General features: G+C 67.7%; 12 protein-coding genes. 5 read left to right on the forward strand and 7 right to left on the reverse strand.

The annotated features are described in order from the left end of the window. Positions 1 to 51 precede the first annotated feature (51 nt). On the reverse strand, positions 52 to 1494 hold the full coding sequence (gene rpsA / locus AC1U2B_RS06305) for a 30S ribosomal protein S1 (protein ID WP_043399456.1): 1443 nt from the start codon (positions 1492 to 1494) through the stop codon (positions 52 to 54). A gap of 180 nt (positions 1495 to 1674) precedes the next feature. Between rpsA and AC1U2B_RS06310 the strand changes: the two genes are divergently transcribed. Both AC1U2B_RS06310 and AC1U2B_RS06315 read left to right on the forward strand, forming a co-directional pair. Next, entirely contained in the window at positions 1675 to 2853 is a 1179-nt protein-coding gene (locus tag AC1U2B_RS06310) for a PrsW family intramembrane metalloprotease (protein ID WP_480216114.1), read from the forward strand. A 35-nt stretch (positions 2854 to 2888) separates the two neighbouring features. Beyond that, positions 2889 to 3521 carry a LysE family translocator gene (locus tag AC1U2B_RS06315; protein ID WP_480216115.1) on the forward strand — a complete coding sequence of 211 codons (633 nt, stop codon included), beginning with the start codon at positions 2889 to 2891 and terminating at the stop codon, positions 3519 to 3521. Here the strand turns inward: AC1U2B_RS06315 and AC1U2B_RS06320 are convergent. Genes AC1U2B_RS06320 through AC1U2B_RS06335 form a run of 4 tightly spaced genes read right to left on the reverse strand, consistent with a single transcriptional unit; the run spans position 3518 to position 9309 of the window. Beyond that, positions 3518 to 5032 carry a carotenoid oxygenase family protein gene (locus tag AC1U2B_RS06320; RefSeq protein WP_480216116.1) on the reverse strand — a complete coding sequence of 505 codons (1515 nt, stop codon included), beginning with the start codon at positions 5030 to 5032 and terminating at the stop codon, positions 3518 to 3520. The two genes, AC1U2B_RS06315 and AC1U2B_RS06320, sit on opposite strands and share 4 nt — an antisense overlap. Before the next feature lie 16 nt (positions 5033 to 5048). Continuing rightward, positions 5049 to 5678 (reverse strand): TetR family transcriptional regulator, encoded by a 630-nt coding sequence (locus AC1U2B_RS06325; protein ID WP_418001486.1) that lies wholly within the window; start codon positions 5676 to 5678, stop codon positions 5049 to 5051. 24 nt (positions 5679 to 5702) lie between these two features. Beyond that, entirely contained in the window at positions 5703 to 8363 is a 2661-nt protein-coding gene (gene polA / locus AC1U2B_RS06330) for a DNA polymerase I (protein WP_480216585.1), read from the reverse strand. A 58-nt stretch (positions 8364 to 8421) separates the two neighbouring features. Further along, positions 8422 to 9309: a LysR family transcriptional regulator gene (locus AC1U2B_RS06335; protein ID WP_480216117.1), complete on the reverse strand. Its 888-nt coding sequence runs from the start codon at positions 9307 to 9309 to the stop codon at positions 8422 to 8424. Positions 9310 to 9379: 70 nt separating this feature from the next. Between AC1U2B_RS06335 and AC1U2B_RS06340 the strand changes: the two genes are divergently transcribed. Continuing rightward, positions 9380 to 10555: an FAD-dependent monooxygenase gene (locus AC1U2B_RS06340; protein ID WP_480216118.1), complete on the forward strand. Its 1176-nt coding sequence runs from the start codon at positions 9380 to 9382 to the stop codon at positions 10553 to 10555. Here AC1U2B_RS06340 and AC1U2B_RS06345 read toward each other — a convergent pair. Both AC1U2B_RS06345 and AC1U2B_RS06350 read right to left on the reverse strand, forming a co-directional pair. Then, on the reverse strand, positions 10473 to 11921 hold the full coding sequence (locus AC1U2B_RS06345) for an FAD-dependent monooxygenase (RefSeq protein WP_480216119.1): 1449 nt from the start codon (positions 11919 to 11921) through the stop codon (positions 10473 to 10475). The genes AC1U2B_RS06340 and AC1U2B_RS06345 overlap by 83 nt on opposite strands. After that, on the reverse strand, positions 11918 to 12484 hold the full coding sequence (locus tag AC1U2B_RS06350) for a TetR/AcrR family transcriptional regulator (RefSeq protein ID WP_480216120.1): 567 nt from the start codon (positions 12482 to 12484) through the stop codon (positions 11918 to 11920). Before AC1U2B_RS06350 ends, AC1U2B_RS06345 begins: the two co-directional genes overlap by 4 nt. A 117-nt stretch (positions 12485 to 12601) precedes the next feature. On the opposite strand from AC1U2B_RS06350, the gene AC1U2B_RS06355 reads away from it, so the two are divergent. Then, the gene (locus AC1U2B_RS06355) at positions 12602 to 13051 is read left to right on the forward strand and encodes a Zn-ribbon domain-containing OB-fold protein (RefSeq protein WP_043398549.1); all 450 of its coding nucleotides are present in this window, start codon (positions 12602 to 12604) and stop codon (positions 13049 to 13051) included. Next, positions 13048 to 14250 carry a lipid-transfer protein gene (locus tag AC1U2B_RS06360; protein WP_480216121.1) on the forward strand — a complete coding sequence of 401 codons (1203 nt, stop codon included), beginning with the start codon at positions 13048 to 13050 and terminating at the stop codon, positions 14248 to 14250. The genes AC1U2B_RS06355 and AC1U2B_RS06360 overlap by 4 nt, the downstream gene beginning before the upstream one ends. Positions 14251 to 14300 lie beyond the last annotated feature (50 nt).

A 14300-nucleotide genomic window follows, 5' to 3' on the forward strand; every position in this document is an offset into this window, starting at 1 on the left:
CAAACAACAAATGCCCCGACCCAAGGGCCGGGGCATTTGTTGTTGAACTACTTAGGCGTTGCCGGCGAGCTTCTCGCGCAGCGCCGCCAGCTGGGCGTCGCTGGCCAGGGTGCCACCGGTCGACTCCTCGGAACGCGAGGACGAACCGCTGGTCGCCGGACGGGCAGCTGCCTCGGCGTCGGCCGCGGCGAACTTCTCCATCTGGGCGGTGTGCATCTTGTGGCGACGCTCGGCCTCGGCGTACCGGGCCTCCCACTCGTCACGCTGCTTCTCGAAGCCTTCCAGCCATTCGTTGCTGTCGGCGTCGAAGCCCTCGGGGAAGATGTAGTTGCCCTGCTCGTCGTAGCTGTCGGCCATGCCGTACTTCGACGGGTCGAACTCCTCGGTGTAGTCCTCGTTGGCCTGCTTGAGGCTCAGCGAGATGCGGCGACGCTCCAGGTCGATGTCGATGACCTTGACCATCGCGTCGTCGCCGACCTGGACCACCTGGTCCGGGACCTCGACGTGGCGCTCGGACAGCTCCGAGATGTGCACCAGGCCCTCGATGCCCTCTTCGACGCGGACGAACGCACCGAACGGCACCAGCTTGGTGACCTTGCCCGGGACGATCTGGCCGATCGCGTGGGTGCGGGCGAAGTGGCGCCACGGGTCTTCCTGAGTCGCCTTGAGCGACAGCGAAACCCGCTCGCGGTCCATGTCGACGTCGAGCACCTCGACGGTGACCTCGTCGCCCACCTGAACCACCTCGGACGGGTGATCGATGTGCTTCCAGGACAGCTCCGAGACGTGCACCAGGCCGTCCACGCCGCCCAGGTCGACGAACGCGCCGAAGTTGACGATCGAGGACACGACACCCTTGCGGATGGCACCCTTGGTGAGCTGGTTGAGGAACTCGCTGCGGACCTCGGACTGCGTCTGCTCCAGCCAGGCACGACGCGACAGGACCACGTTGTTGCGGTTCTTGTCGAGCTCGATGATCTTGGCCTCGATCTCCTTGCCGATGTACGGCTGCAGATCGCGGACACGGCGCATCTCGACGAGCGATGCGGGCAGGAAGCCGCGCAGGCCGATGTCGAGGATCAGGCCGCCCTTGACGACCTCGATGACGGTGCCCTTGACGGCCTCGTCCTTCTCCTTGAGCTCCTCGATGGTGCCCCAGGCGCGCTCGTACTGAGCCCGCTTCTTGGACAGGATCAGGCGGCCTTCCTTGTCCTCCTTGGTGAGAACGAGGGCTTCGACCTCATCGCCCACGGAAACGACCTCGTTGGGGTCGACGTCGTGCTTGATGGAAAGTTCGCGAGAAGGAATGACACCTTCGGTCTTGTAGCCGATGTCGAGCAGAACCTCATCGCGGTCCACCTTGACGATGGTCCCTTCGACGATGTCGCCATCGTTGAAGTACTTGATGGTCTTGTCGATAGCGGCGAGAAAGTCCTCGGCCGAGCCAATGTCGTTGATGGCTACTTGCGGCGAGGTGATGGAGGGACTTGGCATGTGTTGGGTGGCTCCGGACAGGTTGAATCGTAGGGACAGAATGGTTTGTGTGTCATGACGCGTCGCGGCGTTACCGCCGGACGTTTCACACGCACCCGTAGCCCATGTGGACACAGGTACTTGTTGAGGGTACTAGACCTGTAGACGCAGGCCAAACGCGGTCTACTCCGCTGCAGGGGAATGTCGTTCCGGGCCGATATCCTGCGTGTCGTGTATCCCGCCCCGTCGCCCGTACCGCCGCCGTACCCGTATCTGGCGCCGATGCCGCGGCGAATCCGCAAGGTCGGTGCGCCGCTCGGCGTGATCATCGGACTCGGTGTGCTCGTCGGTTGCCTCCTGATCCTGACCACCCTCACCAACCCGATCGGCATGACCATCGGCTTCGTGCTGGCCAGCATCGCGACGGCCGTGGTGCTGCTGACCTACCTGTGGTTCGACCGGTGGGAGCCTGAGCCACCGCGGCTGCTGATCTTCGCGTTCGTCTGGGGCGCCTCGATCAGCGTCGTCATCTCGGTGCTGCTGGAGACGCTGTCCACGCCGCTGCTCGGCAAGGACGGCTTCGCGGCGATGGCCATCGGCGCGCCGGTCATCGAAGAGGCCGCCAAGGGTGTGTTCCTGCTGCTGATGATGACCGGCCGGCGCCGCAACGAACTCAACTCGCTGACCGACTGCCTGGTCTACGCCGGTTTCGTGGCCGCGGGCTTCGCGTGGCTGGAGAACATCTTCTACATCGCGATGGGCGAGACGATCTCGCATTCGCTGCTCACCGCCGCGCTGCGGCTGATCATGGGTCCCTTCGCGCATCCGCTGTTCACCAGCATGACCGGCATCGGCGTGTACCTCGCGCTGCAGCACCGCGGCGCCGGCGCGAAGGTGCTGTACATCGGACTCGGCTACCTCGCCGCGGTGGTCATGCACATGTTGTGGAACGGCTCGACCGTCGTCGGCGCCGGGGCCTATTTCGCGGTCTACCTGTTCTGGATGGTGCCGATCTTCACGTTGGCCATCGTCACCGGAGTGCTGGGCCGCCGCCGCGAACAGCGGGTGGTCGCCGAGAAGCTGCCCGGGCTCGTCGCCTCCGGCCTGATCACCCCGAACGAGGCGACGTGGCTCGGCTCGATGCGCACCCGCAAGGGTGCGATCGCCGCCGCAGCACGGTTCGGCGGCGCCGCGGCCGGGAAATCGGTGAAGGAATTCGCCGTACAGGTCGTCGACTTGGCGTTCGTGCGGGACCGCATCGACCGGGGCCTGGCCGACCAGCGGACCTATCAGCTGCACGCCGAGGAGGCGTACTGGTTGACCGCCACCCGGGCGCAAGCTCCGGTGCTGCAGTGGTTGGCCAACTACCGGGCGGTCTGACTTAACCGTTTGCGCGGGTCAGCGATACTTCTTGTATGCTCGCGCATCTTCTCGACGTCCTGCCGGCGTTCCTCGTCGCGTCGGTGATCCTGGCCGCGCTGCCCGGACCGGCGACGGCGCTGTTCCTGCACCGCTCGGTGCGCGACGGCCGCAAGGCCGGCCTCGCGGCCGTCGTGGGCAATGAGATCGGCATCTGCGGGTGGACGCTGGCCGGTGGCGGCGGACTGTCGATCCTGCTGACGGCCAACCACTGGCTGTCGATGGCGCTACACGTCGTCGGGGCCGCGATCATGATCTGGCTCGGCATCAGTGCGTGGCGCAGCGCGAAGCACCCCACCGACATGGCGGTGGCCCTGCCACCGCGCGGACGGACCCCGGCCGCGGCATTCCGCGCGGCGCTGGTGTCCATCGCGGCCAACCCGAAGGCCGCGGCCTTCGGCATCGTGGTGCTCCCCCAGTTCCTGCCGACCAGCGGCCCGGTGTTGCCGACGCTGCTGGTGCTCGCCGCCATCCAGCTGGTCATCGACACGTCGTGGTGCGTCGGCATCGTCCTCGCCGCGGATCGGGCCCGAAACGTCCTGAGCCGCACCCACATCCGTCAGCGCATCGAACGCGCCATGGGCGCGATCCTCGTCGCGCTGGGTCTGGGCCTGGCCGCCGACGCCTAGCGGGCCACTCGAGAGGTGAATGTCCCGTGGTAGCTCATCGGCACATGGAACGGTAGCCACGCCTCGGCGATCGGGCCGTCGGCGATTCTCGCGGCGTCGAAAATCATCAGCCGGCTGCGATGCCCGGACTCCTGGTACCCGACGGTGAGCACCCAGCCGTCGTCCTCGCCCGTACTGCCGGAGCGCGGGACAAATGCGGGCTCCACCAACATGTTTCCGTCAGGACAGTAGATCTGGTCGGCCCCGGTCTGATGGTCGATGCGGGCAATGCCCTGCCCGCCGAAGCGGCTGGGATCCTGCAGCACGACATAGGAGTAGCGCTGTTTCAGCGTCGAGCGCCGCTGATCGATCTGCGGGAACTCGCACCCGAAATCGGCCAGCGGCTCGCTGCGAACCCGCCCCGATCCACTGATCCGGAAACGGGTGAGCACAACGGGATCCGGTCCACCGGCGGCGAGTTGCGCACCGTCGGAACGAATGTGGGCGGTGTAGTTCTTCATGCCCGCGAAGGAATGCGGTGCGAATCGGGGTAGTTCGACGACGACATCGTCGCCGTCGTCGTGGGCATTGGTGAAGTGCCAGTGAAAGAACGGCTCGGCCGCAACTGTGCGCACGGGCCCGCCGTCGCGCGGCGCCAGCACGAAATACGCCGGCTGGTCGGCGTCGAAATGCATGGAGTCCCAGAACGATGCGTACCCGGTGAGCGCCAGCGGGTTGATCCGCAACGGCGAGACCACGAAGACGGCGTAGCGCTGGGTCAGCGCCATGTCGTGGACCAGTCCCAGACCCGGCAGCCGCACGGCCCGCTGGTATCGGGTGACCCCGCGCGCATCGGTTTCGTAGAGCCGCAGGCGCGGGCGCGGCACCAGCTCGGAGGCCAGCTCGCGCAGCCGGCGGCTGCGTCCCGGTCCGCGCAGCACGCCACGCAGGTCGAGGCGTGGAAAGTACGGGTCGAAACCGAAGTTCACCTTGGTGTCGGACACCGGGTCGTAGGTGTAATGCGCCGAGTACGCGGCGACCGGACCTTTCAGTGCCCCGCCGAGATCGCACATGCCGATGGTCTCGAGGGTGTCGAGATCCAGCTCGTGCGGTCGGCCACCCTCCCACAACGCCAGCAGCCGGTCGGCGTTGATCATCACGTTGGTGTTGGCGGTGTTGGTCGGCAGCCGAAAGGCGTTGGCGCGCAATCCACCCGGACGTTGATAGGCCATCCCGCGACCAGTGGGCCGCCCGGCCTCGAGCGACCGCTGGTAGTGCCGGGTGCGAACGAACTTGTTGCGAAAGCGAACGCCCTTGCCGTCCAACACGAATGCGCTCACCATGCCGTCGGTGTCGAAGATGCTCTCGATCCGTTCCGATCCGATGTTCCACCGGCCGGCGCCGTTGCGGTACAGCGTGCCGATCAGCTCGGTTGGTAGCGCCCCGGTGATCTCCGTGACGGGAAGGTCGAACTCCCCGTCGATGTCATCCCAATACCGCGATGCGGTGATTTCCATGTCCGCTGCGACCATAAAAGACAGTGTGTCTTTATTGGCGTCCGCCGTCAATGGTCGTGATGTCGGCGGCCACGAAAGGCAGCGCGGCCCCACCGTCCCAGCACAGTGCGGTGAGGTGTTCGACAAGCTCCGGGCGCGACATCGTGCCGGCGCGGCACCACCATTCCGCGGCCGTCACCGCAGACCCCACGATCGCCCGCGACCACGGCGCGGCGGCCGCGCGCCCGGCCGGCGAGTCGGAGGACGACGCCAGCATGTACTCGACCGCGACCGCCAATTGCTCGAAAACACTTGTCGCCGGATCACTGTTCAGCGCGCGGTTCAGGTTCGGTTCGTCGGCGATCCAGCCGCAGATGACGTCGAAGAACAGCGCCATCCGCTGCCGCAGGTCGGTCGAGCCCGCGGCGCGGCGGGTGATCTCACCGAGCAGCCGGTGGGCGGTCCGCTCACCCAGCGCCGCCAGCAGCGCACCACGGTGCGGATACATGGCATAGACCGCGGAGCGGACGAACCCGGCTTCAGCGGCGATCTCCGAGAGACCGACCCCTGGTCCGTCGCTGCGGATGATGCGTTCGGCCGCGTCGAGCAGTACGGCCCGGCGCTCGTCGGGGTCGACGCGCGAGCCGACCGGCCGACCACGACCACGTTTCTCCGACGCCACGGCGCTAGCGTACGAGGGACGCCGCTAGTGAGCGGCAGCATCCCAGCTGGTGCCGTAACCGACCGACACCTCGAGTGGCACGTCCAGTGGGTAAGCGCTGCCCATCTGTTCGCGCACCAGGGCCTCGAGCGTGTCCCGCTCGCCATCGGCCACTTCGAACAGCAACTCGTCGTGCACCTGCAGCAGGACCCGCGACTTCAGCCCGGCGGCCTTCATGGCGCTGTCGACGTTGATCATCGCGACCTTGATGATGTCGGCGGCGCTGCCCTGGATAGGTGCGTTGAGTGCGGCCCGCTCGGCGGCCTCGCGGACGTTGCGGTTGCTGCTGTCGAGTTCGGGCAGGTAGCGCCTGCGTCCGAGCACCGTCGAGGTGTACCCATCCTTGCGGGCCTGTTCGACGACGGAGTGCAGGTAGTCGCGCACCCCGCCGAACCGGTCGAAGTACTGGTCCATCTGCTGCTTGGCTTCTTCGGTCGAGATCTTCAGCTGCGATGCCAGTCCGTAGGCCGACAACCCGTAGGCCAGGCCGTACGACATGGCCTTGACCCGCCGGCGCAGCTCCGCGGTCACCTCTTCGCTCGGCACGCCGAAAGCCCGCGACGCGACGAAGGTGTGCAGGTCCTCGCCGGTATTAAAAGCTTCAATGAGGCCTTCGTCTTGTGACAGATGCGCCATGATGCGCATCTCGATCTGGCTGTAGTCGGCCGTCATGAGCTCGGTGAAGCCCTTGCCCACGACGAAGGCTTCGCGAATCTGCCGGCCGGCCTCGGTGCGGATCGGGATGTTCTGCAGGTTCGGCTCGGTCGACGACAACCGGCCGGTGGCCGCGATGGTCTGGTTGAAGGTGGTGTGAATCCGGCCGTCGGAAGCCACCGCGTTCAGCAGCCCGTCGACGGTGACCTTGAGCCGGGTGGCGTCGCGGTGCGCCAGCAGATGCTGCAGGAACGGATGCCCGGTCTTGTCCAGAAGTGATTGCAGCGCATCGGCATCCGTGGTGTAGCCGGTCTTGGTGCGCTTGGTCTTCGGCATCTCGAGCTTGTCGAACAGCACCACCTGGAGCTGCTTGGGCGAGCCCAGGTTGATCTGCTCACCGATTGCCGCATAGGCCGCCTCGGCGGCGTCACGGATCTGGTCGGCGAACTGGCTCTGCAGACGGCCGAGCAGTTCGATGTCGACGGCGATGCCGGCGTCTTCCATCTCGGCGAGCGCCCGCTGCACCGGCAGCTCCATCTGGCCGAGCAGCGCCAGCGAGTCGATCCGGGCCAGTTCCACATCCAGCGCGTCGGCCAGATCGCCGACGGCCGCGGCCCGGATGATCAGGGCCTGGATGGCCTCGTCGTCCACCTCATCGGGGTCATCGAGCAGCGAAAGCTGTTGCTGTTCTTTGCCTTCCGCGCGCAGTTCCCGGCCCAGGTAGCGGACCGACAGGTCGTCGAGGGCGAAGCTGCGCTGCCCGGGGCGGACCAGGTAGGCGGCCAGCGCGGTGTCGGAGGTGACGCCGGCGAGCTGCCAGCCGCGGCCCAGCAGGTCATGCCACGCCAGCTTGGCCTCGTGCAGTGCCTTCGGCGGGCCGGGGTCGGCGAGCCAGGACGCCAGCGCGGCTTCGTCCTCGGCGTCCAGGCGCGCGGTGTCGATGTAGACGCCTTCACCGCTGGCCGACACGATGGCGACCGCGGTGGCATCCGCATCGAACGCCTTGTGCGTGCCGTTGACGGCCATGCCGAAGCGGCTGCCGTTGCTGTGCTCGGCGAGCCACGCCGCCAGGGTGCCCGGCTCGAGCAGGCCGCCGCGCACGTCGAAGCCGAGTTCGACCTCGGGCTCCACCGGCGACAGGGTCTCGAACAACCGGTCACGCAGGACCCGGAATTCCAGGTCGTCGAACAGTTGGTGGATGCGGTCGCGGTCCCAGGGCTGCACCCGCAGCCCCTCCGGGGTGTGCGGCAGCGGTACGTCCTTGACCAGGTCGGTCAGCTCGCGATTGAGGATGACGTTGGAGAGGTTGGCGCGCAGCGAGTCGCCGACCTTGCCTTTGACCTCGTCGACATGGTCGACCAGAGCCTGCAGCGAGCCGTACTGGTTGATCCATTTGGCCGCGGTCTTCTCGCCGACGCCGGGGATGCCGGGCAGGTTGTCGCTCGGGTCGCCGCGCAGGGCCGCGAAATCCGGGTACTGCGTCGGGGTGAGCCCGTACTTCTCGACGACCGCGTCCGGGGTGAAGCGGTGCAGGTCGCTGACGCCCTTCTTGGGGTACAGCACCGTGACGTCGTCGCTGACGAGCTGCAGCGAGTCGCGGTCGCCGGTGACGACCAGCACCCGGAAGTCCTCCGCCTGGGCCTGGGTGGCCAGCGTGGCGATCAGGTCGTCGGCCTCGAAACCCTCCTCGGCCAGCACCACGATGCCGAGCGCCCCCAGCACCTCTTTGGTGATGTCGATCTGGCCGCGGAACTCGTCGGGAGTGGCGGCACGCCCCTCCTTGTACTCCGGGTACTTCTCTTTACGGAAGGTCTTGCGGGACACGTCGAACGCGGCGGCGACGTGTGACGGCTTCTCGTCGCGCAGCAGGTTGATGAGCATGGCGGTGAAGCCGTAGACCGCGTTGGTGGTCAGCCCGCCCTGGGTCTTGAAGTTCTCGGCGGGCAGCGCGTAGAACGCCCGGAACGCCAGTGAATTGCCGTCCAGCAGCATCAACGTTGGCTTGGTGGTGGGCGGGGCGTCCGTTGCGGTGGGGCTCACGGCCCTAACTCTATTCAGCCGCACCGACAGCCAGTAACCGCCGCGCCATGTTCACCAGCTCGCGGGCCGCGGGGCTCATCGGCCCACCGGCCCGCCACGCGAACACCAGCCGCCCGCGCAGCGCCGGCATCAGCGTGATGAGGTGCAGATCGGTGCGTGACCGCACCATCGATTGCGGCAACACCGCCACCCCCAAACCCCGCGCGGCGAGGTCGGCCAGGGCATGCGGGGTGCTCGCCTCGAACGCGACGTGCACGTCGACGCCGACGTCCGCGCAGGCCCGGTCGAACTGGTTCCGGATCCCGGCGCCGACAGGCAGCGCGATGACGGCGCGGCCGGCCAGGTCCTCCAGCCGCAGGGTCCGGCGACCGTGCCACGGATCATCGAGCGCGACCGCAGCCACGATCGGCTGGTCGGTGACCACCACAGCCGCGAGCCCGGACGGCAGGTCGGCGCCGACCGACACGATGGCCACGTCCAACTGCCCGGTGCGGATGCCCTCGATCAGCGCGTCCGAATTGGCGGTGCCGAGCGTGATGTCGACGTGCGGGTGCGCCTCGTGGAACTGAGCCAGCAGGCTCGGCATGTCGACGTCGTGCGCGGTGACCGTGCCGATGGTCACGGACCCCCGCACGAGGTCGCTGAGTTCGGCCACCGCCGTGCGCGCATCGGCGGCCGCGGCCAGGGCCGCCCGCGCGTGCGGCAACACTGCCTGCCCCGCCGCGGTCAGCTGAACCTCACGTCGAGCGCGATCGAACAACGACTCCCCCAGCTCGCGCTCCAGCTTGGCGATCTGCGCACTGACCGCGGGCTGCGCGACGTGGACGCGTTCGGCGGCCCGCGTGAAGTTGGCTTCCTCGGCAACCGCGACGAAGTACTCAAGCTGCCGTAGTTCCATAACTGATGATTATAGTTTGTGGACTTGATCGGTATTGGACTTATAGTTCTGTCGCGCCGAGGCTGGACTCATGACACAGCTACTCATCGCCGGCGCCGGTATCGGCGGACTCACCACAGCCCTGACCCTGCACGCCCGGGGATTCGACGCGCTCGTTCTCGAGCGTGCGCACGACCTGCAGCCGCTCGGTGTCGGGATCAACCTGCTGCCGCACGCGGTGCGCGAACTCACCGCGCTCGGCCTGGGCGACCAGTTGAACGCGATGGCCGTGGCGCCGTCGTCGATCCGCTTCTACAGCCACCGCGGCGACCTGCTGTTCACCGAACCGCGGGGGCTCGCGGCGGGCGACGCCTACCCGCAGCTGTCGGTACACCGCGGCCGGCTGCAGATGATGCTGCTTGCCGCGGTGCGCGAACGCCTCGGCGACGGCGCGGTGCACACCGGCAGCGGGATCACCGGATTCCGGCAGCGCGCCGACGGCGTCGTCACGGAAACGACGGCCGGCCCGGTCGCCGGTGCCGCACTGATCGGCGCCGACGGCATCAATTCAGTGGTGCGCGCGGAGCTGCATCCGGGCTCCGACCCGTTGCTGTCATCGGGCATCACGATGTACCGCGGGGCCAGCGACATCACGCCGTTCCTGGACGGGCACACCATGGCAATCATCAAGGCCGACAACGGCGTTGATCTCATCGCCTATCCCATCGGCGGCGGCCAGGTGAACTGGGTGCTGCAGGTGCCCACCGGGCAGCCCGGCCCACTGCAGGGCGACGCAAAGTGGAACGCGCCCGCGACGGCGAACGACGTCTTGCCGCACGTGTCCGGCTGGGACCTCGACTGGCTCGACATCGACGCGCTGATCGGCCACAGCCCGGCGATGTTCAGTTACCCCATGGTCGACAAGGACCCGTTGCCACACTGGGGCGACGGGCTGGTGACACTGCTCGGCGACGCCGCTCACCCGATGTACCCCGTCGGGGCCAACGGTGCGTCGCAGTCGATCGTGGACGCACGCGTGCTCGCCGACGAACTGGCGACCCACGGCCTCGCCGGGCTGCGCAGCTACGAGCAGGCGCGGCGCACCGAGACCGCTGACGTGATCGCCGCCAATCGAGAGATGCACGTCGCGGGAGCGGCGCGAACCTCGACGGAACTGGCACGGGTCACCACGCAATACCGGACCGAGACCGCGACAAGCACGCGAAGCGGTCCAGCTGTTCGCGGATCAGCTCCGGCCGGTCGGTGATCGCCGCGATGTGCCCGTCCGGCCGTACCAGCACGTACGAGCCGGCGGGCACGTCGTAATCAGCGCCCGGCGCCAGACGTAGCTGCGGGACACCGAAATCGACTGCCGCTCCACCGAATTCGAGCACGGTCCAGTGCGGCCCGCGGAACACGTCGAACAATCGGCGACCGTCCGACAACAGCCCGTCGGGCGCCCGGTCGCCGGCCTGTAGCGCGCCCGGCCCGTGTCCGTCGCTCGCAAGCGGGCCGCCCCGGTAACTGATGTCCAACTGATGGATCGCCGACGGCGCCGGTCCGGTCGAACCGAAACCCTGACGATGCAGCGCACCACTGAGCTGCAGCACGTTCGCCGCGACCGGCATCCGTTCGGCCGCGTAGCTGTCCAACAGTTCGTCGGGCGCGCCGGCCAGCACCGCAGCCAACTTCCAGCCGAGGTTGTAGGCGTCCTGTACCCCGGTGTTGACGCCCTGTCCCCCGGCCGGCGAATGGACGTGGGCGGCGTCGCCGGCCAGCAGCACCCGGCCCATCCGGAACTGTTGCGCCATCAGCAGATTCACGCGGTACTCCGAGATCCACCGCAGGTCCGACAGCACCACGTCTCGTCGCCCCGAACGCTCGTCGAGTAGTTCCTGCATGCCGGTCAGGGTCAGTGCGGGCGGGTCCTCGCCCGGCGCCATGGTGACCACCAGTTGGTAGTGCTCGGTGCCAGGCAGGTTCCACAACGAGAACCGCTTGGACTGGTCGCCGTCGCCGGTGAGTAGGTGACAGCACCGGCTGTCTAGCCCGGTGGCCCGGACGTCGCCGACGATGATGCGTTCTTCGGTCAGCGCACCACCGAGGAACTCGACGCCGGACACCTTGCGCACCGTGCTGCGACCGCCGTCGGCGCCGACGAGGTAGTCGGCACGGATGGGCCCTCGGTCGATGCACACGGTCACACCGTCATCATCTTGCTCGAAACCTGTTACCGCGGTGCCGAATTCGATGATCCCGCCGAGTTCAGCGAACCGCGCTGCCAGGATCTGGTCGGTGCGCCACTGCGGGATCAACCAGGTGAACGGATACGGCACCGCCGGGGCGGCCGCGAGTTCGGGCAGACCCAGCAACTCGTAGATCGGCTTGGTCCAGACGACCTCTGCGCCGCGGTACAGCCGCATGGGAGGAAAGGCCTCACCGGCCGCGAGCACAGCGCCGATCACACCAAGGTCGTCGAACACCTCGAGCGTGCGCGGCTGCAGCCCCTTGCCGCGCGAACCCGGGAACAGCGTCGGCGCCCGGTCCAGCACCCGGCACGCGACGCCACGCCGGGCCAGTTCGATGGCGAGGGTCAATCCCGTCGGGCCCGCGCCGGCGATCACCACGGTCATCGCGCACCGCCCAGCAGTGGCAGCAGCACGTCATCGATGAGCCGCGCGCTGAAAGCGGCGTCGACAGGTCGGTCGAGATGCATCTGCCGCAGGATCATCGCCTCGGCCACATCGTGGACCAGCTCGACGTCGGTGTCGGCCGCGATGTCCCCCCGCGCGATGGCGCGCTGCAGCGCGTCATGGAAGGGCGAGAGTTCTTCCTTGTCGAGATGCTGGCGGATGGCCTCCGCGAGTTGTTCGTCGTGGCGCATGAGCGTCGCGAGTTCGGCCGTCACCCGCGTCAATGGGTCGGCGACATTCGCGGCGATTGCCTCCATGACCGCGAACAGGTCACTGCGCAGCGCCCCGGTATCCGGCATCGACGCGTTCCGGGCGGCGTCCGCAGCGTCGAGTGTCGCGCGGACCAGTTGAGCCTTGTTGGGCCAGCGGCGATAGATGGTCGCCTTGCTGGCGCCGGCTCGCACGGCCACCGCATCGGTGGTCAATGCCGCGTAACCCCGCTCGACGAGCAACTCGGCCGTCGCGGCCAGCACTGCCTGTTCCCGCTCAGCTCCTCGCACCATGGTCAAAGTGTACGAAACCGTTTCGTACACTTCAAGCGATTCAAGATGCTTTCCCGGTGTCCGGGACAGAACTGCAACACGTTTCAGTTTCTTCCGATCGCCGGTTACTCTGAGCTGGTGCCAGGAGTGACGGACGCCGGGAGTCAGCCGGCAATCGAAGGTTGGTGGGACACCGACGAGAGCGGTGCGCCGCACCTCATCGGGGCCAAGTGCCCGCAGTGCGGGACATATGTCTTCCCGCCCCGCGCCAACAACTGCCCCAGCCCGGCTTGCGACAGTGACGTGCTTGAGCCCGTCGCGTTGTCGCGCCGCGGCACGGTGTGGAGCTACACCGAGAACCGGTATCCCCCGCCGGCGCCGTACCCGGCGTCCGATCCGTTCGAACCGTTCGCCATCGCCGCCGTCCAGCTGGAGGCCGAAGGCCTCATCGTGCTGGGCAAGGTCGTCGAGGGCACGCTCGCCGCGGACCTCAAGGTCGGCATGGAGATGGAGCTGACCACCATGCCGCTGTACACGGACGCCGACGGTGTCGAGCGCACCACCTACGCCTGGGAGATCGCCAAATGAGCACCCCTGAGCCCTTGTACATCCTCGGTGCGGGCATGCACCCGTGGGGCAAGTGGGGCCGCGACTTCACCGAATACGGCGTCGTCGCCGCCCGCGCCGCACTGGCCGAGGCCGGCCTGGACTGGCGTCAGATCCAGCTGGTCGCCGGTGCCGACACCATCCGCAACGGCTACCCGGGCTTCATCGCCGGTTCGACGTTCGCCCAGAAGCTGGGCTGGAACGGCGTGCCGGTCTCGTCGTCGTATGCCGCGTGTGCCAGTGGTTCGCAGGCCCTGCAAAGCGCCCGCGCGCACATCCTGGCCGGCTTCTGCGACGTCGCGCTGGTCATCGGCGCCGACACCACACCCAAGGGCGCCTTCGCCCCGGTCGGTGGCGAGCGCAAGAACGACCCCGACTGGCAGCGCTTCCACCTGCTGGGCGCCATGAACCCGGTGTATTTCGCCCTGCTGGCCCGCCGCCGCATGGACCTGTACGGCGCCACGTCCGAGGACTTCGCCCAGATCAAGGTGAAGAACTCCAAGCACGGTCTGAACAACCCGAATGCCCGCTACCACAAGGAGGCTTCGGTCGAGGACGTGCTGGCCAGCCCGGTCGTCTCCGACCCGCTGCGGCAGCTGGACATCTGCGCCACCTCGGACGGCGCCGCCGCGCTGATCGTGGCCAGCGCCGAATTCGCGCGCAAGCACCTCGGCTCGCTCGACGGCGTGCCGTCGGTGCGCGCGATCAGCACCGTCACGCCGCAGTACCCGCAGCACCTGCCCGAATTGCCGGACATCGCAACGGATTCCACCGCGGCCATCGCCGGACCGGACCGGGTGTTCAAGGACCAGATCCTCGATGCGGCGTACGCCGAGGCCGGCATCGGCCCCGACGACGTCAACCTCGCGGAGGTCTACGACCTGTCGACCGCTCTCGAGCTCGACTGGTACGAGCACCTTGGCCTGTGCGCCAAGGGCGAGGGCGAGCAGCTGCTGCGCTCCGGTGCCACCACCATCGGCGGCCGGGTTCCGGTCAACGCATCGGGTGGTCTGGCGTGCTTCGGTGAGGCCATCCCGGCCCAGGCCATCGCGCAGGTGTGTGAGCTGACCTGGCAGCTGAAGGGCCAGGCCACCGGCCGTCAGGTCGAAGGCGCCCGCGTGGGCGTGACCGCGAACCAGGGCCTGTTCGGCCACGGTTCGTCGGTGATCGTCGCGCGCTAGTTTTCCGGGCCGCCGAACGTGACGAAAATCCCGAGGAATTTCCGATTCCT

It is taken from the genome of Mycolicibacterium sp. P4_G11, from assembly GCF_056555145.1.

What these genes read in the sequence shown, in the direction of transcription:
- AC1U2B_RS06360 (WP_480216121.1), top strand. Translation starts at nt 13,048, where the DNA reads ATGAGCACCCCTGAGCCCTTGTACATCCTCGGTGCGGGCATGCACCCG.
- rpsA (WP_043399456.1), bottom strand. Translation starts at nt 1,494, where the DNA reads ATGCCAAGTCCCTCCATCACCTCGCCGCAAGTAGCCATCAACGACATT.
- polA (WP_480216585.1), bottom strand. Translation starts at nt 8,363, where the DNA reads ATGCTGCTGGACGGCAATTCACTGGCGTTCCGGGCGTTCTACGCGCTG.
- AC1U2B_RS06320 (WP_480216116.1), bottom strand. Translation starts at nt 5,032, where the DNA reads ATGGTCGCAGCGGACATGGAAATCACCGCATCGCGGTATTGGGATGAC.
- AC1U2B_RS06350 (WP_480216120.1), bottom strand. Translation starts at nt 12,484, where the DNA reads ATGGTGCGAGGAGCTGAGCGGGAACAGGCAGTGCTGGCCGCGACGGCC.
- AC1U2B_RS06315 (WP_480216115.1), top strand. Translation starts at nt 2,889, where the DNA reads ATGCTCGCGCATCTTCTCGACGTCCTGCCGGCGTTCCTCGTCGCGTCG.
- AC1U2B_RS06340 (WP_480216118.1), top strand. Translation starts at nt 9,380, where the DNA reads ATGACACAGCTACTCATCGCCGGCGCCGGTATCGGCGGACTCACCACA.
- AC1U2B_RS06335 (WP_480216117.1), bottom strand. Translation starts at nt 9,309, where the DNA reads ATGGAACTACGGCAGCTTGAGTACTTCGTCGCGGTTGCCGAGGAAGCC.
- AC1U2B_RS06310 (WP_480216114.1), top strand. Translation starts at nt 1,675, where the DNA reads ATGTCGTTCCGGGCCGATATCCTGCGTGTCGTGTATCCCGCCCCGTCG.
- AC1U2B_RS06345 (WP_480216119.1), bottom strand. Translation starts at nt 11,921, where the DNA reads ATGACCGTGGTGATCGCCGGCGCGGGCCCGACGGGATTGACCCTCGCC.